At 67.9% G+C, this 22,073-nt stretch carries 22 protein-coding genes; 12 read left to right on the plus strand and 10 right to left on the minus strand.

Annotated features, from left to right (window positions below; genetic code table 11):
- Positions 1-106: 106 nt before the first annotated feature.
- Both ACFVJ3_RS06815 and ACFVJ3_RS06820 read right to left on the minus strand, forming a co-directional pair.
- Positions 107-547 carry a DoxX family protein gene (locus tag ACFVJ3_RS06815; RefSeq protein WP_378451525.1) on the minus strand — a complete coding sequence of 147 codons (441 nt, stop codon included), beginning with the start codon at positions 545-547 and terminating at the stop codon, positions 107-109.
- 75 nt (positions 548-622) lie between these two features.
- Positions 623-1,474, minus strand: coding sequence for a TatD family hydrolase (locus ACFVJ3_RS06820; protein WP_378451349.1), 852 nt, complete (start codon positions 1,472-1,474; stop codon positions 623-625).
- A gap of 35 nt (positions 1,475-1,509) precedes the next feature.
- Between ACFVJ3_RS06820 and ACFVJ3_RS06825 the strand changes: the two genes are divergently transcribed.
- From ACFVJ3_RS06825 to ACFVJ3_RS06835, 3 genes are all read left to right on the plus strand, one after another.
- A complete protein-coding gene (locus tag ACFVJ3_RS06825) occupies positions 1,510-2,403 on the plus strand; it encodes an SDR family oxidoreductase (RefSeq protein ID WP_378451350.1) in 894 nt (297 codons plus the stop codon).
- Positions 2,404-2,456: 53 nt separating this feature from the next.
- Positions 2,457-4,016, plus strand: coding sequence for a methionine--tRNA ligase (metG, locus tag ACFVJ3_RS06830; protein WP_378451351.1), 1,560 nt, complete (start codon positions 2,457-2,459; stop codon positions 4,014-4,016).
- Between the two features lie 108 nt (positions 4,017-4,124).
- Complete coding sequence (locus ACFVJ3_RS06835; RefSeq protein ID WP_378451352.1) at positions 4,125-5,300, plus strand: DUF2786 domain-containing protein; 1,176 nt, start codon at positions 4,125-4,127, stop codon at positions 5,298-5,300.
- Between the two features lie 14 nt (positions 5,301-5,314).
- Here ACFVJ3_RS06835 and rsmI read toward each other — a convergent pair whose 3' ends face one another.
- Positions 5,315-6,145 (minus strand): 16S rRNA (cytidine(1402)-2'-O)-methyltransferase, encoded by an 831-nt coding sequence (rsmI, locus tag ACFVJ3_RS06840; RefSeq protein WP_378451353.1) that lies wholly within the window; start codon positions 6,143-6,145, stop codon positions 5,315-5,317.
- Positions 6,146-6,219: 74 nt separating this feature from the next.
- On the opposite strand from rsmI, the gene ACFVJ3_RS06845 reads away from it, so the two are divergent.
- Entirely contained in the window at positions 6,220-7,728 is a 1,509-nt protein-coding gene (locus ACFVJ3_RS06845; protein WP_378451526.1) for a dolichyl-phosphate-mannose--protein mannosyltransferase, read from the plus strand.
- Positions 7,729-7,790: 62 nt separating this feature from the next.
- Here ACFVJ3_RS06845 and ACFVJ3_RS06850 read toward each other — a convergent pair whose 3' ends face one another.
- The 4 genes from ACFVJ3_RS06850 to ACFVJ3_RS06865 all read right to left on the minus strand — a co-directional run bounded on the left by ACFVJ3_RS06850 (position 7,791) and on the right by ACFVJ3_RS06865 (position 11,111).
- On the minus strand, positions 7,791-9,422 hold the full coding sequence (locus ACFVJ3_RS06850; RefSeq protein WP_378451527.1) for a BCCT family transporter: 1,632 nt from the start codon (positions 9,420-9,422) through the stop codon (positions 7,791-7,793).
- A gap of 90 nt (positions 9,423-9,512) precedes the next feature.
- The gene (locus ACFVJ3_RS06855; RefSeq protein WP_378451354.1) at positions 9,513-9,944 is read right to left on the minus strand and encodes a DoxX family protein; all 432 of its coding nucleotides are present in this window, start codon (positions 9,942-9,944) and stop codon (positions 9,513-9,515) included.
- Between the two features lie 50 nt (positions 9,945-9,994).
- Positions 9,995-10,369, minus strand: a complete 375-nt coding sequence (locus ACFVJ3_RS06860) for a GntR family transcriptional regulator (protein ID WP_378451355.1) — start codon at positions 10,367-10,369, stop codon at positions 9,995-9,997.
- Positions 10,370-10,427: 58 nt separating this feature from the next.
- The gene (locus tag ACFVJ3_RS06865) at positions 10,428-11,111 is read right to left on the minus strand and encodes an NAD(P)H-binding protein (protein WP_378451356.1); all 684 of its coding nucleotides are present in this window, start codon (positions 11,109-11,111) and stop codon (positions 10,428-10,430) included.
- A gap of 87 nt (positions 11,112-11,198) precedes the next feature.
- Here ACFVJ3_RS06865 and arsC point away from each other — a divergent pair, with 87 nt between their 5' ends.
- Complete coding sequence (gene arsC, locus ACFVJ3_RS06870) at positions 11,199-11,555, plus strand: arsenate reductase (glutaredoxin) (RefSeq protein WP_378451357.1); 357 nt, start codon at positions 11,199-11,201, stop codon at positions 11,553-11,555.
- A 68-nt stretch (positions 11,556-11,623) separates the two neighbouring features.
- Here the strand turns inward: arsC and arcA are convergent, their stop codons facing one another.
- Positions 11,624-12,841 carry an arginine deiminase gene (gene arcA / locus ACFVJ3_RS06875; protein WP_378451358.1) on the minus strand — a complete coding sequence of 406 codons (1,218 nt, stop codon included), beginning with the start codon at positions 12,839-12,841 and terminating at the stop codon, positions 11,624-11,626.
- A 107-nt stretch (positions 12,842-12,948) separates the two neighbouring features.
- On the opposite strand from arcA, the gene ACFVJ3_RS06880 reads away from it, so the two are divergent.
- Together ACFVJ3_RS06880 and soxR are read left to right on the plus strand one after the other, a co-directional pair.
- Positions 12,949-13,479 (plus strand): FABP family protein, encoded by a 531-nt coding sequence (locus ACFVJ3_RS06880; protein ID WP_378451359.1) that lies wholly within the window; start codon positions 12,949-12,951, stop codon positions 13,477-13,479.
- Between the two features lie 42 nt (positions 13,480-13,521).
- On the plus strand, positions 13,522-14,001 hold the full coding sequence (gene soxR / locus ACFVJ3_RS06885; protein ID WP_378451360.1) for a redox-sensitive transcriptional activator SoxR: 480 nt from the start codon (positions 13,522-13,524) through the stop codon (positions 13,999-14,001).
- 3 nt (positions 14,002-14,004) lie between these two features.
- On the opposite strand, the gene ACFVJ3_RS06890 is transcribed toward soxR, so the two are convergent.
- Together ACFVJ3_RS06890 and ACFVJ3_RS06895 are read right to left on the minus strand one after the other, a co-directional pair.
- Entirely contained in the window at positions 14,005-14,499 is a 495-nt protein-coding gene (locus tag ACFVJ3_RS06890) for a DUF2505 domain-containing protein (protein WP_378451361.1), read from the minus strand.
- A gap of 50 nt (positions 14,500-14,549) precedes the next feature.
- Positions 14,550-14,993 (minus strand): GNAT family N-acetyltransferase, encoded by a 444-nt coding sequence (locus ACFVJ3_RS06895; RefSeq protein WP_378451362.1) that lies wholly within the window; start codon positions 14,991-14,993, stop codon positions 14,550-14,552.
- Positions 14,994-15,117: 124 nt separating this feature from the next.
- Between ACFVJ3_RS06895 and ACFVJ3_RS06900 the strand changes: the two genes are divergently transcribed.
- From ACFVJ3_RS06900 to ACFVJ3_RS06920, 5 genes are all read left to right on the plus strand, one after another.
- The gene (locus ACFVJ3_RS06900; RefSeq protein ID WP_378451363.1) at positions 15,118-16,572 is read left to right on the plus strand and encodes a wax ester/triacylglycerol synthase domain-containing protein; all 1,455 of its coding nucleotides are present in this window, start codon (positions 15,118-15,120) and stop codon (positions 16,570-16,572) included.
- Between the two features lie 17 nt (positions 16,573-16,589).
- Positions 16,590-18,848: a glycerol-3-phosphate 1-O-acyltransferase gene (locus ACFVJ3_RS06905; protein WP_378451364.1), complete on the plus strand. Its 2,259-nt coding sequence runs from the start codon at positions 16,590-16,592 to the stop codon at positions 18,846-18,848.
- Positions 18,849-18,852: 4 nt separating this feature from the next.
- Positions 18,853-20,292 carry an HAD-IB family hydrolase gene (locus tag ACFVJ3_RS06910; protein ID WP_378451365.1) on the plus strand — a complete coding sequence of 480 codons (1,440 nt, stop codon included), beginning with the start codon at positions 18,853-18,855 and terminating at the stop codon, positions 20,290-20,292.
- A 108-nt stretch (positions 20,293-20,400) separates the two neighbouring features.
- Positions 20,401-20,805, plus strand: coding sequence for a YciI family protein (locus ACFVJ3_RS06915; RefSeq protein ID WP_378451366.1), 405 nt, complete (start codon positions 20,401-20,403; stop codon positions 20,803-20,805).
- The gene (locus ACFVJ3_RS06920) at positions 20,802-22,037 is read left to right on the plus strand and encodes an RNA polymerase sigma factor (RefSeq protein WP_378451367.1); all 1,236 of its coding nucleotides are present in this window, start codon (positions 20,802-20,804) and stop codon (positions 22,035-22,037) included. Before ACFVJ3_RS06915 ends, ACFVJ3_RS06920 begins: the two co-directional genes overlap by 4 nt.
- The last annotated feature ends 36 nt before the right edge of the window (positions 22,038-22,073 follow it).

Here is a 22,073-nt window from a genome sequence, read left to right on the forward strand (position 1 = left end):
GGCGGCCCCCGCCCCCCGCCCCGTCCCCCGCATTCCCTCACCCGGTCCCGCTCCCCGGGGTGGGCCTCGCGGGGCGGGGCCCGGCTCCGCCACTCACGTGGGGGGGTCAGACGGTGGCGCGTTCCTTCGCGGTCCACGGCACCTTGTCGCCGAGCAGCCCGTCGACACCGAACCGGCCCGATCCGACGACGGCGAGCAGCAGCGAGCCGACGCCCAGCGCCAGCACCAGCTCGTAGCCGCCCTCGCTGGCGAAGATTCCCTTGTCGACGTGCACCAGGAAGAAGGCGCCGACCATGTCGAGGAAGAGCAGGATGCCGAAGATCGGGACGGCCGCCCCGATGATGAGTCCGATTCCGCCGATCAGCTCGATCCACGTCGCGAGGAACGCCGAGATGCCGGGAAGCGGAACTCCCATGGCCTCGAAGCCGGCGGTCGTGGCGTCGAGTCCGTTGGTGAAGGCCTTCTGCCAGCCGTGGGCGAGGAAGATGACGCCGATGCCCACGCGGGCGACGAGGATTCCCAGGCTTCGAACTGCGGGGTTGTTCATGGATGTGCCTTTCATCGAGGTGTCCCCGCGCGACCGGGACGACCGTTAGTTGAACAAGCAACGATCCTAAGTCCTCTAACTTGAAACTTCAACATAGGGCCGGAGGCCGTACACGCGCTCGGCTGTCGCGGTGGACGCCTTCGCCAGGTCGTCCGGATCCTCGCCACGGATCTCGGCGAGCGCCCGGACCGTGTACGGGAGGCAGTACGGCTCGTTCGGAGCGCCCCGGAACGGGTGCGGAGTGAGGAACGGCGCATCCGTCTCGACGATCAGCTGATCCGACGGCACCAATGGGGCAGCCTCCCGCAAGGCCTTCGCGTTCTTGAAGCTGACGGTGCCGGAGAAGCTGAGGACGTAGCCGGCGCCGATGCACTCGCGCGCCATCTCGGCGTCCGAGGAGAAGCAGTGGAAGATCACCGTCTCCGGCGCACCTTCCTCGCGCAGCACCTGCAGCAGCGCCTGGTCGGCCTCCCGGTTGTGGATCATCAGCGTCTTGCCGAGCCGCTTCGCGAGGTCGATGTGCCAGCGGAAGCCCTCGGTCTGCTCGGGGACCGTGGCGCAGCCGTCGAGTTTCCCGGGCCAGTAGAAATCGAGTCCCGTCTCCCCCACCGCGACCACCCGGGGATCGCCGGCGAGCCGCTCGATCTCCGCTCTGGTCGCGTCGTCGAGCACGTTCGCCCGGGTCGGGTGGATGGCCACGGCCGCGTAGACGCGGGGATCCCAGTGGGCCGCGTCGACGGCGAACTGCGCGGCCGCCAGGTCGTCGGCCACCGTGACCACCCGCTCCACCCCGACCGCGGCGGCCCGGTCGACGATCGCCGTGACGCTCGCGGCGTCGGAGGCACCACACGCGTCGAGGTGGGTGTGCGAGTCGACGAGCGGGAACAGCGGCGCAGGGGCTTCCGGGGCGGGACGGTCTTTGCTCATGCGGACATTGTCGACGCCGCCGCCGCACGTGTCACATGCGGTACTTTCTCCCGGACGGGGAGGGAGCCGTGTCCATGACTTCGAGCTCGATGAACGGCCGCGTGATCGCAGTGACCGGTGGCGCGAGGGGAATCGGGAGGGAGATCGCCCGACAGCTGGCACTGGCCGGCGCACGGGTCGCGATCGGCGACGTCGACGGCGCCGCGGCCCGCCGCACCGCGGACGAACTCGGCCGGGCGGGCGGGACGGTGGAGGGCCTCGAACTGGACGTCACCGACACCGCGTCGTTCGCGGCATTCCTCACGGCCGTCGAGGATCACTGGGGCCCGATCGACGTGCTCATCAACAACGCAGGCGTCATGTGGGTCGGGAGGTTCGACGAGGAACCCGAATCCGCGACGGATCGGCAGCTCGCCGTGAACCTGCACGGGGTCATCCGCGGGGTGAGACTCGCGGCGCCGGCGATGCGTGAGCGCGGCCACGGTCAGATCGTCACCGTGGCGTCGGCAGCGTCGAAGGTCGCACCACCCGGTGAGTCGACGTATGCCGCGACGAAACACGGCGTGCTCGGCTACCTGACCGGCGTCCGTGAGGAGCTCCGCGGGTCGGGTGTGCAGATCTCGGTGATCATGCCGGGTGTCGTCGACACCGCACTCGCGGCCGGGACGGCGACCGGCGCGGCGAAACTGCTGACCCCGGCCGATGTCGCGAAGACCGTCGTCGCGGTGATCCACCGGCCCCGGTTCGAGGTCACCATCCCCCGGTACGTCGGTCCGCTGGCGCGCCTGGTCACCGTCTTTCCGCAGTTCGCCCGCGACTTCGCGATCCGCCGGATGGTCCCCGACCAGGTCAGGTCCACGAACAAGTCGGCCCGCGCGGCGTACGAGTCACGCATCGTTACCGACGAAGACGGCACCGGACCGGCCTAGAACTCGAATCTGCGCGTCACGAAACGGCGGCGCGCAGATAGAGTGGTCGCACCATGAATGCTGCTGATTCCACCGCCTCGCGGCCACCTTTCTATCTGACGACGGCGATCGCGTACCCGAACGGCGTCCCGCACATCGGCCACGCCTACGAGTACATCTCCTCCGACGCCCTCGCACGCTTCAAGCGTCTGGACGGGTTCGACGTCCACTTCTTGACGGGAACCGACGAGCACGGCCTGAAGATGCAGCAGACGGCGGCCAAAGAAGGCATCGACGTCCGCGAGCTCGCCGCGCGCAACTCGGACGTGTTCGAGGCCATGGACAAGACGCTGAACATCTCCTTCGACCGGTTCATCCGCACCACGGACGCCGATCACGAAGAAGCCAGCAAGGCGATCTGGCAGAAGATGCTCGACAACGGCGACATCTACCTCGACACGTACTCGGGCTGGTACTCGGTCCGCGACGAGGCGTTCTACACCGAGGCCGAGACCACGCTGCAGGACGACGGTTCACGCCTGTCCACCGAGACGGGCACCCCGGTCGAGTGGACCGAGGAGTCCACGTACTTCTTCAAGCTGTCCGAGTACCAGGACAAGCTGCTCCGGCTGTACGAGGAGAACCCCGACTTCATCGCACCCGCGACGCGGCGCAACGAGATCGTCAGCTTCGTCAAGGGCGGACTGAAGGACCTGTCGATCTCCCGCACGACGTTCGACTGGGGCGTTCCGGTCCCCGATCATCCCGAGCACGTCATGTACGTGTGGGTGGACGCGCTCACCAACTACCTGACGGGCGCCGGATACCCGGACACCGACTCCGAGCAGTTCGGCAAGTTCTGGCCGGCGAACCTGCACATCATCGGCAAGGACATCACCCGGTTCCACACCGTGTACTGGCCGGCGTTTCTGATGTCGGCCGGAATCGAACTGCCGAAGCGCGTCTTCGTGCACGGATTCCTCTACAACAAGGGCGAGAAGATGTCGAAGTCGGTCGGCAACGTCGTCGACCCCGTCTCCATGGTGGAGCAGTACGGCCTCGACGCCGTGCGCTTCTTCCTGCTCCGCGAGATCTCCTACGGTCAGGACGGCAGCTACAGCCACGAGGCCATCGTCACCCGGATCAACGCCGACCTGGCGAACGAGCTCGGCAACCTCGCGCAGCGGTCGCTGTCGATGGTCGCGAAGAACTGCGGCGCCCAGGTCCCGACCCCCGGCGAGCTGACCGAGGACGACACGGCGATGCTCGCGCAGGCGGACGCGCTGCTCGAGCGGGTTCGCGCCGAATACGACGTCCAGGCACTGCATCTCGCGCTGGAGGCCATCTGGTCGGTCCTCGGCGAGACCAACCGGTACTTCTCCAAGCAGGAGCCCTGGGTTCTGCGGAAGACGGATCCGGAGCGGATGGCGACGGTGCTGTACGTGACGCTCGAGGTGGTGCGGATCGTCGGCATCCTCGTGCAGCCGGTGATGCCGGGCGCCGCGGAGAAGATCCTCGACCTGCTGGGCCAGAAGGCCGATGCACGGCAGTTCAGCGACCTTCCCACGCGCATCGTGGCGGGCACCCCGTTGCCCGCGCCGTCTGGCGTATTTCCGCGTTACGTGGAGGACTGATCCATGCGGGGTCCGTTCTTGTCGGACCCCGCATGCACACTCTCCCCCATGACGCCGAATAGAACATACATTCGATCTCATCACGGTGGATTCGGAAACGGAGCGCACGTGTTCGACGACGAAGTGAGCCCCCAGGCCGCCACGGCAGTCCACACCCTGATGGGTGAGTTGTCGGCCGCGTACGAGCGTGGGTGGCAGCCTGCCGACGTCGTGCATCTGGCGCGGAGATCGAAGGAGCCATCCGACGCGGCACTCGCGGCGGCCCTGGTGCTGCACGAGTCGGAGCGCACGCGCGCCGCACACCGGGCGCCGCGGGATTGGGTGGAGCAACTTCGCACCATCGGCGAGCAGTACCCGGGCGCGTCGCACCTGGCGGGGCGGGTTCCGGTCGATGGTCCCGACGTTCGGGCGCTGGCCGCCGGGTTGTTGTTCGAAGACCCGTATCACTCCGTCTACCAGCTCACCGATCTGTCGCTGACGTGGACGAATCTGCCCGGCTGGACGGTGCTCACTCCCCCGCCGTCGACGTGGCCCGTCGTGAGGGTGGCAGACCCGGCCGCGGCGATGTCGGGTGAGACCGAGGCCGACGCAAAGGTGCTCAACAGGATCCGCGGGCTGCTCGCGAAGGCCGAGGCCACCGATTTCGCGGAGGAGGCGGAGATCTTCACGGCGAAGGCGCAGGAGTTGATGACGCGCTACGCGATCAACGCCGCTCTCCTTCACACCCAGAACGGGGTGGGCAACACTGCGGTGCACAGTCGCCGCATCCACCTGGAGAATCCGTACGTCAAGGAGAAGGTGCACCTTCTCACCGAGATCGGCGACTCCAACCGGGTGCGCACCGTGTGGTTCAGCTCCCTCGCCATCGCGACCGTGGTCGGAACGCCTCTCGACCTCCAGCAGGTCGACATGCTGTTCACCTCACTGCTCGTGCAGGCGACGCGCACAATGCAATTCGCGGACGCCGACAGTCGCAGTGGTTCACGCACCACGTCGTTCCGGAAGGGCTTCCTCGCGGGCTTCGCGAGCCGCATCGGGCAGCGGTTGCGCGACGCCGACAGCCGGGCCACGACCGAGGCCGCCGATGAGGCGTCGATTCCCGTCGCCGATCTGCTGCCGATTCTGGCCACCAAGTCCGAGGCCGTCGACGCCGAGTTCGATCGCCTGTTTCCGCGTACCAAGAAGGCTCGCGGCAGGGCCGTCGACGCCAACGGCTGGTACGCCGGGCAGGCGGCCGCGGACGACGCCTCGCTGGCTCCCGGGGAGCGTGCCCTCCGGCGGTAGCCGTCGCCGTCCACCTAGTCCTTCCGGGATGCCAGCACCGTTTCGTAGAGTTCCCGCTTCGACACACCGGTGGTGGCGACGAGCGCGCACGCGTCCTTGAGCCGGGTGCCGTCGGCGACGAGTCGCTCCACCTCGTCGACGAGGTCGGCGGGGTCGGCCGCGACGAGGGTGGCGCCCTCCACCACCACTGTGATCTCGCCGCGGACACCTTCGGCGGCCCACTCGGCGAGTTCGGCGAGGGTGCCGCGGCGGACCTCCTCGTACGTCTTGGTCAGTTCCCGGCAGACGGCGGCGCGTCGGGTTCCGCCGAGCACCTCGACCGCGTCGGCCAGGCAGTCGGCGAGCCGGTGCGGCGCCTCGAAGAACACGCAGGCGCGTTGCTCGGTGACCAGTGCCTGCAACCACGTCTTTCGCTGGCCCTGCTTCCGGGGCGGGAAGCCGTCGAAGCAGAACCGTTCGACGGGTAGCCCGGACAGCGCGAGCGCCGTCGTCACCGCCGACGGTCCGGGCAGGCACGTCACCGCCAGATCTTCGGCCACGCATGCCGACACCAGCCGGTACCCGGGGTCGCTGACGGAGGGCATGCCGGCGTCGGTGACGAGGAGAACGGTCTTGCCGGACGCGACGTCGGCAACGAGGGCGGGCAGCCGGGCCGTCTCGACCTGGTCGTAGAAGCTGACGACCTTGCCGGTGATGGTCACGTCGAGAGCGGAGGCGAGAGCTTTGGTGCGGCGGGTGTCCTCGGCGGCGACGACGTCGGCCGTCTCGAGCGCCGTACGCAGCCTCGGCGACGCGTCACCCACGTCCCCCATCGGTGTTGCGGCGAGCACTAGGCGACCAGTCATGACCCACAGCCTACGATTGCGGCGTGACGATGCTGACGGACGAGCGACCGACGCCCTCCGCACGACAGCCGTCCATGGTCGGACCGGCGCCGCTCGTGCCGCCCCCCGACTTCGGTCCCGTCGACCGCGCCCGCGGCTGGGTGGTCACCCTGTTCGTCACGGCGATCGCGGCGATCACCCGGTTCACGATGCTCGGCTACCCGACGGACGCGGGCACTCCCGTGTTCGACGAGAAGCACTACGCGCCGCAGGGCTGGCAGGTGCTCACCGGCGGCTGGCTCGAGGACAACCCCGGCTACGGGCTGGTGGTGCATCCGCCGATCGGCAAACAACTGATCGCGATGGGCGAGGCGATCTTCGGCTACAACGGGTGGGGCTGGCGTTTCGCCTCCGCCGTGGCAGGCACGATCATGGTCCTGCTGGTGATCCGCATCGTCCGCCGGCTCACCCGATCCACTCTCATCGGCGGCCTCGCCGGGGTCCTGCTGGTCGCGGACGGCGTCACGTTCGTGTCCTCCCGGCTCGGCATGCTCGACATCTTCCTGGCACTGTTCGCCGTCGCCGCTCTCGGCTGCCTGATCGTGGACCGCGACCAGGTCCGCGAGCGCATGGCCCGCGTCTACGACGAGGGCCGGATCGGCGACAGCGACTGGGGTCCGCGACTCGGTGTGCGCTGGTGGCGGTTCGGTGCCGGGATCATGCTGGGTCTGGCGTGCGGCACCAAATGGTCGGGCGTCTACTTCATCGTGTTCTTCGGGCTGCTCAGCGTCGCATTCGATGTGTCGGCCCGACGCGCCTACGGGGTGCGGCGCCCGTGGTTCGGTGCCGGCATCCGAGACGTGGGCCCGGCGCTGTACGCGCTCGTCGTGGTGCCACTCTTCGTGTATCTCGCCAGCTACTGGGCGTGGTTCGCGAGCGAGACCGGCGTGGACCGACATGCCGTGGGCAATGAGATCGGAACGGGTGGCCCCTGGTCGTTCGTGCCGGGCGCGCTCCGCTCGCTGTGGTACTACAGCGGCAACGTCCTCGAGTTCCACGAAGGCCTCACCAATTCGGCGGGCAATCATCACCCGTGGGAGTCGAAGCCGTGGACGTGGCCGATGGGTCTGCGCCCGATGCTGTACTACTTCGCCGAAGGTGATCACGTCACCGGCTGCGGGGCGTCGAGTTGTGTCAAGGCCGTCATGCTCATCGGGACGCCCGCCATGTGGTGGCTGGCACTGCCGATGCTCGCGTGGGCCCTGTGGCAGACGGTGGTGCGGAAGGACTGGCGTTACGCCACCGTCCTCACCGCCTACGGCGCTGCGTTCCTGCCGTGGCTGACCACCCTGGACCGCCAGATGTACTACTTCTACGCGGTGGCGCTGGCGCCGTTCATGGTGATGGGTCTCGCGCTGGTTCTGGGCGACATCCTGGGAAGCGCGAAGGCGTCGTTCGAGCGGCGCACCACCGGCCTGCTCGCCGTCTGCCTCTATGTGGGTCTCGTGGTGGCCAACTTCATCTGGTTGTGGCCGATCCTCACGGCCGTCCCGATCACCCCGGACATGTGGCAGCACCAACTGTGGCTCCCCAGTTGGCGCTGACACCGGCATGAGTCGAGCCGCCCGGGTCCCGTGGGACACCGAGCGGCTCGCAGACTGTTTCTCTAGCGGGACGAGATCCGGTCGCGGCGGCGTTTCGCCGCCACTCTCCGCATCTCTCTCCGCATTTCCCGGCCGTCGACGATCATCTGGTCGCGGGACAGATCCTTGTAGAGCGAGAAGCACAACCCGATCATCACGATGACGAACGGCGCCGCAGCGATGATCGTCATCGTCTGCAGTCCGTCGAGCGCGGTGTCGCCGCCGGTCCACAGGATGAGCGCGGCCACGCCACCGGTGAGCACACCCCAGAACACGACCACCCAGCGCTGCGGTTCCAGCGAACCGCGCTGCGACAGGGTGCCCATCACCATCGACGCGGCGTCGGCGCCGGAGACGAAGAAGATCGCCACGAGGATCATCACCAGGACGGTGGTGATGCCGGTGAGCGGCAGGTGGTTGAGCATGCCGAACAGCTGCCCCTCCTGGGTGTCCTGTCCGACGAGGTCGATTCCGTCACGCTGCTCGCTGATTCCGGCACCACCGAAGATCGCGAACCACACGAGGCTCACGGCGCTCGGCACCACGATCACGCCGACCACGAACTGGCGGATGGTCCGGCCGCGGCTGATGCGTGCCAGGAACATGCCGACGAAGGGGGTCCAGGAGATCCACCACGCCCAGTAGAAGATGGTCCACGAGGACAACCATTCGCCGGTCGCCGGATCGGACGACGCGCCGGTGCGGGCCGACATCTGCGCGAGTTGCGCGGCGTAGGCGCCGATCGTCGTGGGCAGCAGGTTGAGGATCAGGACCGTCGGTCCCACGACGAACACGAACAGGGCCAGGATGATAGCGAGCACCATGTTGGTGTTGGAGAGCCACTGGATTCCCTTGGCGACACCCGATACGGCGGACGCCACGAACGCGAGGGTCAGCAGGGCGACGATGGCGACCAGCAGGAACGTGCTGACCTGCGACATCCACCCGACGACCTGGAAGCCGGAACCGATCTGCAGTGCGCCGAGGCCCAGCGAAGCGGCGGTACCGAACAGCGTCGCAAAGATCGCGAGGACGTCGATGAACTTGCCGATCGGCCCCTCGGCGCGGCGGCCGAGCAGCGGGATGAATGCGGAGCTGAACAGCTGCTTGCGACCCTTGCGGTACGAGCCGTACGCGATCGACAGTCCGACAACCGCGTACATCGCCCAGGGGTGCAGGCTCCAGTGGAACATGGTGGTGGCCATCGCAGTTCCGATGCCACCGTTAGAACCCGGAGGGGGTGTCACGTAGTGCGCGAGCGGTTCGGCGACCCCGAAGAACATCAGTCCGATGCCCATGCCGGCGCTGAACATCATCGCGATCCAGCTGACGGTCCGGAACTCGGGCTTCTCGCCGTCCTTGCCGAGCGGAATGTGACCGAACTTGCTGAACGCGAGCCACAGTGAGAAGAGGACGAACCCGGACGCCGACAGGACGAACAACCAGCCCATGTCGGTGACGAGCCAGTCGAGTGCCTTACCGGTCGTGGAGTCGAGATTGTCGGGGGCCACGAGCCCCCAGACGACGATTGCCGAGACCGCGGCGGCAGCGGCGGAGAACACGACGTGATCGGTGCGAACACCGACCCGTTTGAGCCCTCCGCCGACGCTCGCGTCAGCGGTCTCGGAACCTTGATCAGGCAGATCAGTATTCATTGCCATGAACAACTACGTTGGTCATTTTCGATGGTAAAAGCAAGCTAGCCCACCGCGTCACACCGAATCGAGACCCAGCCCACGGTATCGTTATGCTGCGGTTTTTCCCCATCCCGAGCCTCTTCCGAGAAGCCCGTCGATGCTGAGGCGTCCGGCACCGATCACAGCCAGAAGTAGCGACCCGACGCCGAGTGCGACGACGAGTTCGTACCCGCCGTTCGCGACGAAGACGCCCTTGTCCGCGTGCACCAGAATCAACGCTCCGAGCATGTTCAGAAACAGCAGGATTCCGGCGATCGGTGTGGCCACACCCACGATGAGAGCAAATCCACCCGCGAGTTCGATAGTGGCGGCCGCAACAGCCGAAATGTCGGGAAGCGGGATGCCCATGTCGACGAACGACGCCTGTGTGGCCTTCACTCCGTAGTCGAAGAACTTCTGCCAGCCGTGCGCGACGAAGACGACGCCGAGTCCGATCCGGGCGATCAGTAGTGCGAGGTCACGGAAGAGTGCGGAAGCCATACCGAGCGTCTACCTTTCTGGGGTCACACCTTCTGGATACGGCGCCGTCCTCATTCGGCGCCGCGGAGAGCGGACTGCACGAAGCCGAGGATCTCCTCGTCGGACACCCCCAGCTTCCGCAGTTCCAGCACATACCCTGTTGCGGCCTTCTCGGCGCCGGCGCGGATGGGGTCACCGCCGCTCGCGATGAACGTGCCCTGCTTGCCCCGGGTTTCGATGACGCCCTGCTCGCCGAGTTCCCGGTACGCCTTGGCGACCGTGTTCGGTGCGAGACCCACCTCGACGGCGAGCGCGCGGACCGTGGGGATCTTCGTTCCCGCGATCAGCTGCCCACTGCGCACCTGCTCGATGATCTGCAATCGCAACTGGTCGAACGGGGCGGTCGACGAATCCGGATCGATGTCGATGTCCACGGTCGGCGCCACCTCCGTTGTTCCACGCGTTGTATCAGACCGTAGTTGCGCGGTTGCGGCGCCGCAATGCTTACACCGCGGCGACGGCCTCCTCGATCGACGTGGGGCCGGACGTCAGCATGAGCGTCTTCTTCGCAGTGTCCGGGTGATCCAGGAGCGCCGCGACCACTGCGGCGACGTCGGCGCGCGTGACGGTGCCGCGTTCGAGGGGAGGCGCGGTGAGCGTGACATGACCCGTCGGGTCGTCGTCCAGCAGACCGCCCGGACGGAGAATCGTCCAGTCGAGGTGGGTGCGGGCGCGCAGGTCTTCCTCGGCGGCCGTCTTCGCGACGAGGTAGGCGGCGAACACGTCGTCGGTGCCCTCGGGGATCGGCTCCCCCGCCCCGAACGAACCGACCTGAACGAATCGCCGCGTTCCCGCCTTCTCTGCGGCGTCGGCGAGGAGGACCGCGGCCCCACGGTCGACGGTGTCCTTGCGGGCGATGCCGCTGCCTGGGCCGGCGCCTGCGGCGAACACCGCGGCGTCCGCGCCGACGAGCGTCTTCGCCACGTCGTCCGCGCTCGCCGTCTCCAGATCGATCACCACCGGTTCGGCGCCGAGCGCCGCCACCTCGTGCTCGTGATCGGGGTTGCGGATCAGCGCGACCGCACGGTCACCGCGCGCGGTGAGAATCTTGATGAGGTGACGGGCGATCTTCCCGTGTCCACCCGCGATGACGATGCGCCGCGGAGTCGCGTCCCTGTGCTCGGCCATGATCGATCTCCCTCTTTCGTCGACTATTCACGAGTTGCTGCCCCAGGTTCAGCGCTCCCTGCGGGCGCGTTTGTTCCCCGGTGCAGAATGTCGGGTATGGCGAACACCGCGACCATCTACCACAACCAGCGATGCAACACGTCCCGCACCGTCCTCGGACTGATCCGGGACGCGGGCATCGAGCCGACCGTCGTGAAGTACCTCGAGACCCCGCCCTCACGGGACGGGTTGCGCAAACTTCTCGACGACGCCGGCCTGAAGCCGAGCGAGGCGATCCGTAAGAAGGAGGCCGTCTTCAAGGAACTCGGGCTCGCCGAGGCGTCCGAGGACGAACTGCTGGAAGCGATGGTGGACAACCCCATCCTCATCGAGCGACCGATCGTCATGACGAACAAGGGCACTGTCCTCGCCCGCCCGGCCGAGAAGGTCCGCGAGGTCCTTTAGGCCCTCCGGGCTCGTGCGCCTTTCTGGTTGCTCCGACTACCAGAAAGGCGCACGGGCGGCGGAGCCGCCTACAGCGGGTCGCGGGCCACCGGACAGGACATGCAGCGGGGCCCGCCGCGGCCGGAGCCGAGTTCGGAACCGGCGATCCGCAGTACCTCGATCCCCGACGCCTCGAGCCGGGCGTTGGTCTCGACGTTCCGTTCGTATGCGACGACGACGCCGGGTGCGAGTGCGAGCGTGTTGTTTCCGTCGTCCCACTGCTCGCGTTCGGCAGTGACGTTGTCGAGTCCGGTGTCGATGACGCGCAGCTTGCCGATGCCCATGGCCTCGGCGGCGGCGGTGAGGAACGGATCGGCTCCGCGGATCGACACGCCGTTGTCCTCGCGGTGAATGGTGAACGCCGACAGCGTGTCCTGAATGATCGGGTACATCACGACGGCGTCGTGGTCGACCATCGTGCAGACGGTGTCGAGGTGCATCGACGCCCTGGCCTGCGCGATGGGCACCACCAGCACGGTGTGCGCCAGTTCGTCCTCGAAGACGCTCCGCGCCAACGCCTCGGCGCCTGCCGGTGTGGTGCGTTCCCCCACCCCGACGGCGACGACTCCCGGGGCAAGGAGCAGGACGTCACCGCCTTCGACGGGGGCGGTGTGGGATTCGTAGGCGCGCCGGGCGCCGCGGAAACGCGGGTGGTGGGCGTAGATGATGTCGGTGAGGGATGTTTCGCGGACCCGGGCGGGCAGGGCGAGAGACGTGATTGCGACGCGGGGCCCGATCCAGAACGACGAGTCGCGGGTGAACAGCAGGTTGGGCAGCGGGTCGATGACGAAGTCGCCGCCGTGGTGCATGCGACGGACCAGCGACGCCGTGTTGGCGGCGACGGGGAGTTCGTCGAAGGTCATGCCCGCAGTGAGGATGGTGGAGAGGTCGGGGGCCGGGACACCGCGGAGGTGTGCGGCCAGTTCCTGCGCCAGGGTGTGCCCGAGTTTGCGTGGGTCGACGGCCGCGCCGATGCCCTGTATTCGGGCGGCGCCGCTGGCGCCGAGTGTCTCGGTGAGCAGGTCGGACAGCAGCAGGACCTCGACGCCGCGGCTGCGCAGGAGGTCCGCGAATGCGTCGTGCTCTTCCTGCGCGCGGTCGACCCAGGGCAGTCCGTCGAAGAGCAGTTGGTCGTTGTTGCGGGGCGTGAGCCGCTTCAGTTCGTCCCCGGGCCGGTGCAGGAGGACGGCACGCAGCTGCCCGACTTCGGAGTTGGCCCCCAGCGGTGCAGAACCGGACGCGTTCATGTCTAGACGGTAATGCCGGCGGCCCCGGCAGGCACGCTCAAACACTCCGCCGCCGACCGTGTCCCTCGGCGCCGCAGGCGAGTACCGTGAAACGGCGGAGGTATCTCATGGATGAGAACTCGACTCTCTCGCCGGCGCACTCGGATGCGGCGGCGAGTTCGTCTGCGAACCCGCCGCCACTTCCGTCCGTTCCCTCCGCCCTGGCGCCGTTCGCCGGTTTGTGGCGCGGCGAGGGCGAGGGCGCGTACCCGACGATCGACGACTTCGCGTACACCGAGGAGATCGAATTCGCCCCCACCGGTAAACCGTTCCTGGCGTACCGGTCTCGGACGCGGGAGGCGGGCAGCGGGCGGCCGTTGCACTCGGAGTCCGGGTTTCTGCGGCTCGTCGCCGAGGACGAGGCGGAACTGCTCGTGGCCCAGCCGACCGGATACACCGAGATCCACCGTGGTCAGATCCGGGAGGGGACCATCGAGTTGTCGATGGTGGCGCTGTGCGCGTCGCCGGACGCGAAACCGGTGCACAGCATCCGGCGACAGTTGTCGGTGCGCGGCGGCGACCTGACGTACGACCTGTGGATGGCGCACGACCTGACTCCGCTCACGCACCACCTGCACGGACATCTCCGCCGCGAGTGACCTCGAGTATTGTTCAGGTAGCCGCGTGAAAGGTTGCCTGTCGTGGAGATGCCCGAGTGGAGAGCCAAGGAACTGACGCCGGGGCAGCTGTCGGAGCGCAGTGGCGTGGCGGTGTCGGCGTTGCACTTCTACGAGCGCGAGGGACTGATCACCAGCAGGCGGACGTCCGGCAATCAGCGTCGCTATCGCAGGGACACGCTGCGCCGGGTCGCGTTCATCCGCATCGCCCAGCGGGTCGGGATTCCGCTGGCCGAGATCCGGGACGCCCTCGCGACCCTTCCCGAGGGCCGCACGCCGAACCGGAAGGACTGGGAGAAGCTCTCGACGCGGTGGCATGCGGATCTGGATCAGCGGATCGAGCAGCTGATCCGGCTCCGCGACAACCTGACCGGCTGCATCGGCTGCGGGTGCCTGTCGCTCGGGAGTTGCGCGATCGTCAACACCCACGACCGGCTGGGAACGGCGGGGCCGGGTGCCCGCACGCTGGACGTCGAACTCGACGGTCCGGCGTCCGGGGCGTGAGCGTCAGCTGTCGCCGAGCCACTTCTCGATCGCATCGCGGTCCTGCCCGACCATGTCGCCGACCAGCTTCCTGACGAGGGACTCGATCTGTCCGCCGACGAGCGGAATCTTGACCTGCACCGATCCGGCGACGTCCAGGACGGTGACGTCGCCCGACGCGCGGAGCACCGACGTGCACTCGATCTTCACCGGGATCCCGGTGGAGCTGCCACTGATCCGGCCGTCGGCGCGGTCGCCGTCGAGGGCGCCCCATTCGTCGGCACGCTCGACCTTCAGTTCACCCGAGACGACCTTACGGACCAGCCCGGGGAGGGAGGACGCGCCGATGGTGTCGCGCATCGTCGCCGTCAGGGTACCGGGGCCGCGACTGTCGTCGAGGGTGAGTTTCTCCGGCGCCTCTTCGAACCGGTGCTGCCAGAACGCCCGATCCGTCACCGTCGCGTGCACCCGGTCGATCGGGTACGCGATCTGTTCGGAGTATTCGAAGCTTTTCGCCATGACGGCAGCCTACGACAACTCCGTGGGCGGTGAAGGAGTCCGGAGACTCGTCAGCCACGCACGGGCGCGGAGCGCCTCATCGGCAGGTGGTCGATGCCGGCTTCGAGGTAGTTCTCGCCGGTTCTGCGAAAACCGTAACGGCCGTACCAGTTTTCGAGGTAGGCCTGGGCGGAGATCTCGATGGGTCCCGGGAACGCCTCGAACACGGCTTCGAGCAGCCGGCCCGCGAGTCCCCGTCCGCGGGCGTGGGCGGCGGTGGCGACGCGTCCGAGATGCAGTGTCGGTTCGTCGGCCAGCACACGCAGTGTCGCGAGAACCTCGCCGTCCTCCTCCGCCCAGAACTGGGTGGTGGTCGGTTCGAGGTCGCGCCCGTCGAGTTCGGGTTCCGACACGATGCCCTGCTCGAAGACGAACACGTCGGTCCGCAGGACCATGATCCGGTAGAGCGTGGCCGGGTCGATCCTGTCGAGCGTCGCGTGGTGGAGAGTCGGCACGTCCTCACCTTAGACAGAAAGTCCGGTGCGTAATCCGACGGAACCAGGGACGCGATCTGCGGGGCGGGTCCACACTGGAAAAGCAGCAGCTGAGGGCAACTCGAGCAACCGAATGAGGGTGGGCATGGCCGACGGCGAACCTCTGATACCGCCGAGTGCCGTCGACGTGGATTTCTCCGACGTCGCCTGGGGAGCGGACCGCACGATGTCCGACTTCGAGACCGGGATGTGGCGGATGGAGGAGGTGCAGCCGAAGCTGCGCTCACCGATCGTCGCGGTCGACGTGCTCGACAAACCGCCGGACTGGGACCGGCTGGTGCGCGCCCACGAATGGGCGTCGCACATGGTGCCGCGTATCCGGATGCGGGTGGTGGAGCCGACGTTGCGGCTGGGCAACCCGATGTGGTCGGTCGACCCCGAGTTCGATCTCGACTATCACCTGTCGCGGGTGCGACTGCCGGAGCCGGCGACGTTCGACCACGCGCTCCGGATGTGCAGGCATATGGCGACCGAGCCGTTCGACCGCGCCCGGCCGCCGTGGAGCGCGATGCTCATCGAAGGACTGGACGACGGCCGCGCCGTCTACGTGGTGAAGACGCATCACAGCATCACGGACGGTCTCGGCGGCATCCAGTTGATGACGCTGCTGCACAGCAGGCGCCCCGAACCGTCCCCGGACAAACCGGATCGGCCCGCGCCGTTACCGGAGCAGATGTCGGGCGGCGGCGCACTGTTCGAGCAGGCGCTCGACAACGTGCGCAGCGCCCCCGGCCGTCTCGGCGGCCTGATCCGCGGCGCGGTGCGGACGGCGATGACCGTCGTGGGCGACCCGGTGGGCAGTGTCGCAGAGGTCGCCGGCTACGCGAACTCGATCCGCCGGGTGGTGACCCCTCCCCCGACCACGGGTTCGGACCTGCTGCGCGACCGTGGACTCGGACGCTGGTTCGGGGTGCTCGAGGTAAGTGTCGACGAACTGCGTTCCGCCGCTCACGTCGCCGGCGGGTCGCTGAACGACGCTTACGTGGCGGCCCTCCTGGGCGGCTTCCGCCGCTACCACGAATCGTTCGGCCACGACCTCGAGACGATTCCGGTGGGCATGCCGGTGAGCATGCGTTCGGCGTCGGATCCGACGGGCGGCAACCGGTTCGCCGCGGCCCGATTCGCCGGACCTGTCGGTGAGCGCGACCCTGTCGCGCGGATCAAGAAGGTGCGCGCGATCATCCTGGGGCTGCGCCAGGAACCCGCACTCGGACTGCTGGATTCGGCCGCCCCACTCCTGGTCCGGCTTCCGACGGTGGTGCTGGCGAACTGGTACCTCTCGCAGTCGACGGGTCTCGATCTGCAGGCCAGCAACGTCGCCGGTGTCCCCGTGCCCGTGTACCTGGCTGGTGCCCGGATCGAGCGGATGTTCCCGTTCGGCCCGGCCCCCGGTTGCGCGGTCATGGCCACCCTCGTCTCCCACGTCGGCACGTGTTGCATCGGCGTCAATCTCGACACCGCCGCCGTCACCGAGCCGGCGCGGTTCATGGTGTGCCTGCAGGAGAGTCTCGACGAGATCGTCGAACTGGGCCGCGGGTGAAAGGAAAGGCTGACGCGATGGACGAGCAGACGACACGGCCACGGGTCTATCTCATCGAGACGATGAGCGACATGGAGGACGACGTTCTCCGCACGTGGCTGGAGCGGCAGGCGAACGACTCCGGTCAGCCGCCGCCGACGGTCCGCGTCACCGACCAGGCCCTCGCCGATCTCGTGCGCCGGAAGGATGATCCGCTGCTCACCCCGCTCCGGGTGGTCTGGCTGCCGAAGGAGACCCATCCGGACGGCGCGCAGCGATTCCGGGAGACGCTGTCGCTGCGCGATCCGCTGCACCCCGGCCAGAACATGCAGCGCCGGGTGATGCGCGACGACCCGGCCCGGTGCCAGGTCCTGGAAGGCGATCCGGCCCCGCTCAGCGACCTCGAACGCCGGCTCGCCGAGAACGGCGGCGGGTCGCTTCCGGATTTCATTCGCCGCCAGGCCGCGCTGACCCTCGAGCGGGCCGAGCGGACCCTGCTGGGCACGCAGTACAAGGTGTCGAAGTTCGTCGTCGACGAAATCACCGACGCCAGCCGGTACCACGACGGCACCCGGGAGCTGTCCGCGAAGTTGAACCTCCCCGTCGCCGAGGTGGATCGCCGGGCCCGTGGGGCACTGGACGAGATGGTCGCCGCACAGAGCAGGCGTGCCATCGCGCTGTGGGACCAGTTGGGCCGCTACTTCTCCCGCGCCTACCGCCTCGACGTCGACACCACCCGGCTCGACGACCTGCGGGAGCTGAACAAGGAACATTCCCTGGTGTTCCTGCCCAGCCACCGCTCGTACCTCGACCCGCTGGTACTGCGGCCGGCGCTGCTCGCGAACGATCTTCCGCTCAACCACGTGATGGGCGGTCTGAACATCAACTTCTGGCCCATCGGACCGATCGGCAAGCGCAGCGGCACCGTGTTCATTCGCCGGAAGTTCGACGGCGACGAGATCTACAAGTGGACGCTCCGCGAGTACATGCGCTATCTGCTCACGAAGCGGTTCAACCTCGAGTGGTACATCGAGGGTGGGCGCAGCCGCACCGGGAAGCTGCGGCCGCCGCGGTTCGGTCTGCTCAACTACCTCGCGAAAGCCTTCCGGAGCAGCGGGACGTCCGACGTGTATCTCGTCCCGGTGTCGCTGACCTACGACCAGCTGTACGAGGTCGGGGCGATGGCGGCGGAGGCGCACGGCCAGGCGAAGAGCAAGGAGAGTCTGCGCTGGCTCTTCGGATACGTTCGGGCACAGGGTCAACGGCACGGCGTCGCGCACGTCAACGTGGGCAGGCCGATGTCGCTGGCGGACTACCTCGGCCAGGAGGACGACCTGCGGCTGGCGGTGCAGAAGACGGCATTCGAGGTGTGCCACCGCATCAACGAGGTCACGCCCGTCACGGCGTCGTCGCTCGTCATGCTCGCGTTCCTCGGCATCGAAGACCGGGCGCTCACCGTCGCCGAGGTCGGTGCCATCCTCGGACCACTCGTGGACTACATCACGGCGCGCTCGTTGCCGACCGCGGGCGACGTGGACCTGACCGACCCACAGGTGATCCGCAAGGCCGTGCGCACCCACCTCGATTCCGGTGTCCTGCGGAGTTTCGATCAGGGCAGCGAACGGGTGTTCTACCTCGGCCGGGATCAGCATCTCGTGGCAGCGTTCTACCGCAACAACACGATTCACTTCCTGGTGATGCGGGCGATCGCGGAGATGGTGCTGCGGGCGGCCGTCGATCAGCAGTTCACCGATCCGCTGAACGACGGATGGGATGCGGCGCTGCGAATTCGCGATCTCCTCAAGTTCGAGTTCTTCTTCAGCGAGAAGGACAGCTTCCGGAAGGAACTGCGGGCCGAACTGGATCTGATCGACCCGGCGTGGGAGTCGAATCTGGGTGACCCGCAGCATGCGGCGAACCTGTTGTCCGGGATGCGTATTCATCTGGCGCACCGGGTTCTGCAGCCGTTCCTCGAGGCGTACGCCGTGGTCGCGGGTCAGCTGCTGCGCACTCCCGTCGACCGGAAGTTCGACGAGAAGGCCTTCATGACGTCGTGCCTCGCGCTCGCCGAGCAGCGGCGCCTCCGGCAGCAGATCGGGAGCAGCGAGTCGATTTCGGCCGAACTCTTCACGACCGCGCTCAAGCTGGCACGAAACCGGGGCCTGGTCGAACCGAATGCCGAGAACATGGCGGCCCGGCGGGTCGAGTTCGAGGCCGAACTCCAGGCCCTGATCGATCAGGTGCTGCGCATCCGGGCCATCGCGCACGAAAATCTCGACCAGATGGGTGGTAGGTGAGTAGATGAGCGATCTCCGCAGTCTCCACGACGACATCGCGGCCGCCGTTCCCGGCGCGGGCACCCTCGCCGCGTTCGATCTGGACGGCACCTTGATCAGCGGGTACTCCGCGAGCGTCGTCTACCGGGACCGCCTGCGTCGCTTCGACATCAGCGTGGCCGAGCTTCTGCGCACCACGGGCGCCGCGGTGGAGACCCGCTTCCGGGGTGCCGATGTCGGCAACCTGATGCGCATCGGAGTGCAGAGCCTGGCCGGGCGCATGGAGGACGAGATGCAGGAGTGGGGGCAGCGGCTGTTCCGCCAGGAGATCGCCAGGATGATCTTCTCGGAGGTCCGGGGACTGCTCGCCGCGCACCGGCACGCCGGTCACCGGGTGGTGATGGCCACCTCTGCCACCCCCTATCAGGCACTGTCGGTGGCCGCGGACCTCGACATCGACGCCGAGGACGTGCTGTGCACCCGGCCCGCGGTTCTGGACGGGATGCTCACCGGGAAACTTGAATCGCCGCCGCTGTGGGGTCCGGCCAAGGCCGAGGCACTGCGCGAGTACGCCGACAAGCACGGAGCGGACCTGGGTGACAGCTTCGCGTACTCCAACGGCGCAGAAGATGTTCCGATGCTGAAGTCGGTAGGACATCCCGTGGCACTGAACCCCGACAGCAAGCTCGCGGCGACCGCGCGGCAGAACGGCTGGCCGTCGGTGAATTTGCGACCACCGGAGAGCGGCGCCGACCCGATGTCCATCGCCCGCACCACCACCGCGATCGGCGCGCTGATGGGGGCGGCCGCGTTCGGCGTCTCCGCCGGCCTGCTCACCCAGAACCGGCAGACGGGCGCCAACCTGGTCGGCAGCTTCGGCCCGGATCTCGCGCTCGCGATCTGTGGGATCAACGTGCGCATCAAGGGCAAGGAGAACGCGTGGTCGGCCAGGCCGGCGGTCTTCATGTTCAATCACCAGAGTTCGCTCGACATGCTGGTGATCGGCAGCGTCATCCGTCGCGACGTCACCGGCGTCGCGAAAATGGAGGCTGCGCGCGATCCCCGGTTCATTCCCGTGGGGGCGCTGCTCGACGTCGCGTACATCGACAGGGCGGACAGCACGAAGGCGAGGGCTGCCCTCCGCCCGGCCGTGGACAAATTGCAGTCCGGCATCTCCATCGCGATCGCCCCCGAGGGCACCCGCTCGCCGACTCCGCGCCTCGGCAAGTTCAAGAAGGGCGGATTCCACCTGGCGATGCAGGCGGGAGTGCCGATCGTGCCGATCGTCATCCACAACGCGGGCGAACGGATGTGGCGGAACTCGCTCGTCGCGCACCCCGGCACCGTCGACGTCGACGTCCTCGCACCTGTGCCGACCGACGGCTGGGACCTCGCGGATCTCGACCGGCACGTCGCCGAAGTGCGCACCCTGTTCGAGGACTGTCTGCACGCCGGGCACCGCTGAAACGATTTCCTCGAAGAAAGTTCCCGAAGGATGTCGAGAACCCCGGATGTGCTCCGTCCTGTTCCTGAAAGCGCCAGAATGGGCGCCACACCGGGTGAGGAGACAGAGATGCCGAAGTTCATGTTGCTGCAGCACTACGAGGGCGGCGCGGGGTGCGACGTGCCGATGACCGAGTGGAAGCCGGAGGACGTGCAGGCGCACATCCGGTTCCAGCAGGACCTCAATACGGAACTCGTCGCGAAGGGTGAACTCGTCGACGCTCAGGGGCTCGCCGGACCGGACGTCGCGAAGCGTGTCACCTTCGACGGCAAGGGCGCTCCGGTGGTGACCGACGGACCGTTCCCCGAATCGAAGGAACTGCTCGCCGGATACCGCATGATCGACGTGGAATCCGAGGCACGGGCGCTGGAGATCGCCGCGCAGACGTCAGCGGCACCGGGGCCGGACGGCGCACCGATCCAGCAGCCGATCGAGGTCCGGCAGGTGATGGGCGCGCCCGACACCGATCTGTGAGCACCGACGCCGCAATCGAGGGCCTGCTGCGCGACCTCGCGCCGCAGGTCCTCGGTGTGCTCGTGCGGAGGTCCGGTGATTTCGAGGGGTCCGAGGACGCGGTGCAGGAGGCGCTGCTCGCGGCGGCCCGGCACTGGCCGCGGGAGGGGTTGCCGGACAATCCGCGGGGCTGGCTGATCCAGACCGCCACCCGCAAGATGACCGATCAGATCCGCAGCGAGATCGCCCGCCGCATGCGGGAGGAGGTGGTTGCCCGGCAGGTGCCGCCGTCGACGGACGTGCCGGATCGGGACGACACCCTGCTCCTGCTGTTCCTGTGCTGCCATCCTGCTCTCACCCCGGCCTCGGCCATCGCGTTGACGTTGCGTGCGGTCGGGGGGCTCACCACCGCCGAGATCGCCAACGCGTTCCTGGTTCCGGAAGCGACGATGGCACAACGGATCAGTCGCGGAAAGCAACGCATCACGGCCTCGGGGATACCGTTCCGGCGGCCGACGGGTGACGAGTGGACGGAACGCCTGCGGTCGGTGCTGCACGTGCTCTACCTGATCTTCAACGAGGGATACGCCAGCAGCATCGGCGATCACCTGCACCGCACCGAACTGTCGGCAGAGGCGATCCGGCTCGCGCGGGCGGTGCACGCGATGCTGCCCGACGACGGCGAGGTGGGTGGGCTGCTGGCGTTGATGCTGCTGACCGATGCCCGCCGCCCCGCCCGCACCGGCCCGCACGGCGAGCTGATCCCGCTGGCCGAGCAGGACCGTACGCTGTGGAACCGGGAACTGATCGTCGAGGGTCAGCGGGTGGTGATGGACGCCGTCGCCCACGGTTCGATCGGGGCCTACCAGCTGCAGGCCGGAATCGCGGCGGTGCACGACGACGCGGATCGGGTCGAAGACACCGACTGGGCACAGATCCTCGCGCTGTACGGTCTGCTCGAGCGCATGTCGGACAATCCGATGGTGACGCTGAACCGCGCGGTGGCCGCGGCGATGGTGCACGGACCGGCCGCGGGGCTGACGATGCTCGAACCCCTCGACGAGACCCTGGCCGGGCACTATCGACTCGACGCCGTCCGCGCTCACCTGTTCGACATGGCCGGCGACACCGAATCGGCCCTCACGCATTACCGCTCGGCGGCGAACCGCACCACCAGCGTGCCTGAGCAGCAGTACCTCGCGGCGCAGGTGGCCCGGCTCAGCGCTCCCGGCGGGGTGTCACGACCCGAGTAGTCGACTACGCGCGACGGGGCGCCGGCCAGGCGGGAG

Source organism: Rhodococcus sp. NPDC127593 (assembly GCF_042671975.1).
Taxonomy (GTDB): Bacteria; Actinomycetota; Actinomycetes; order Mycobacteriales; family Mycobacteriaceae; genus Rhodococcus_F.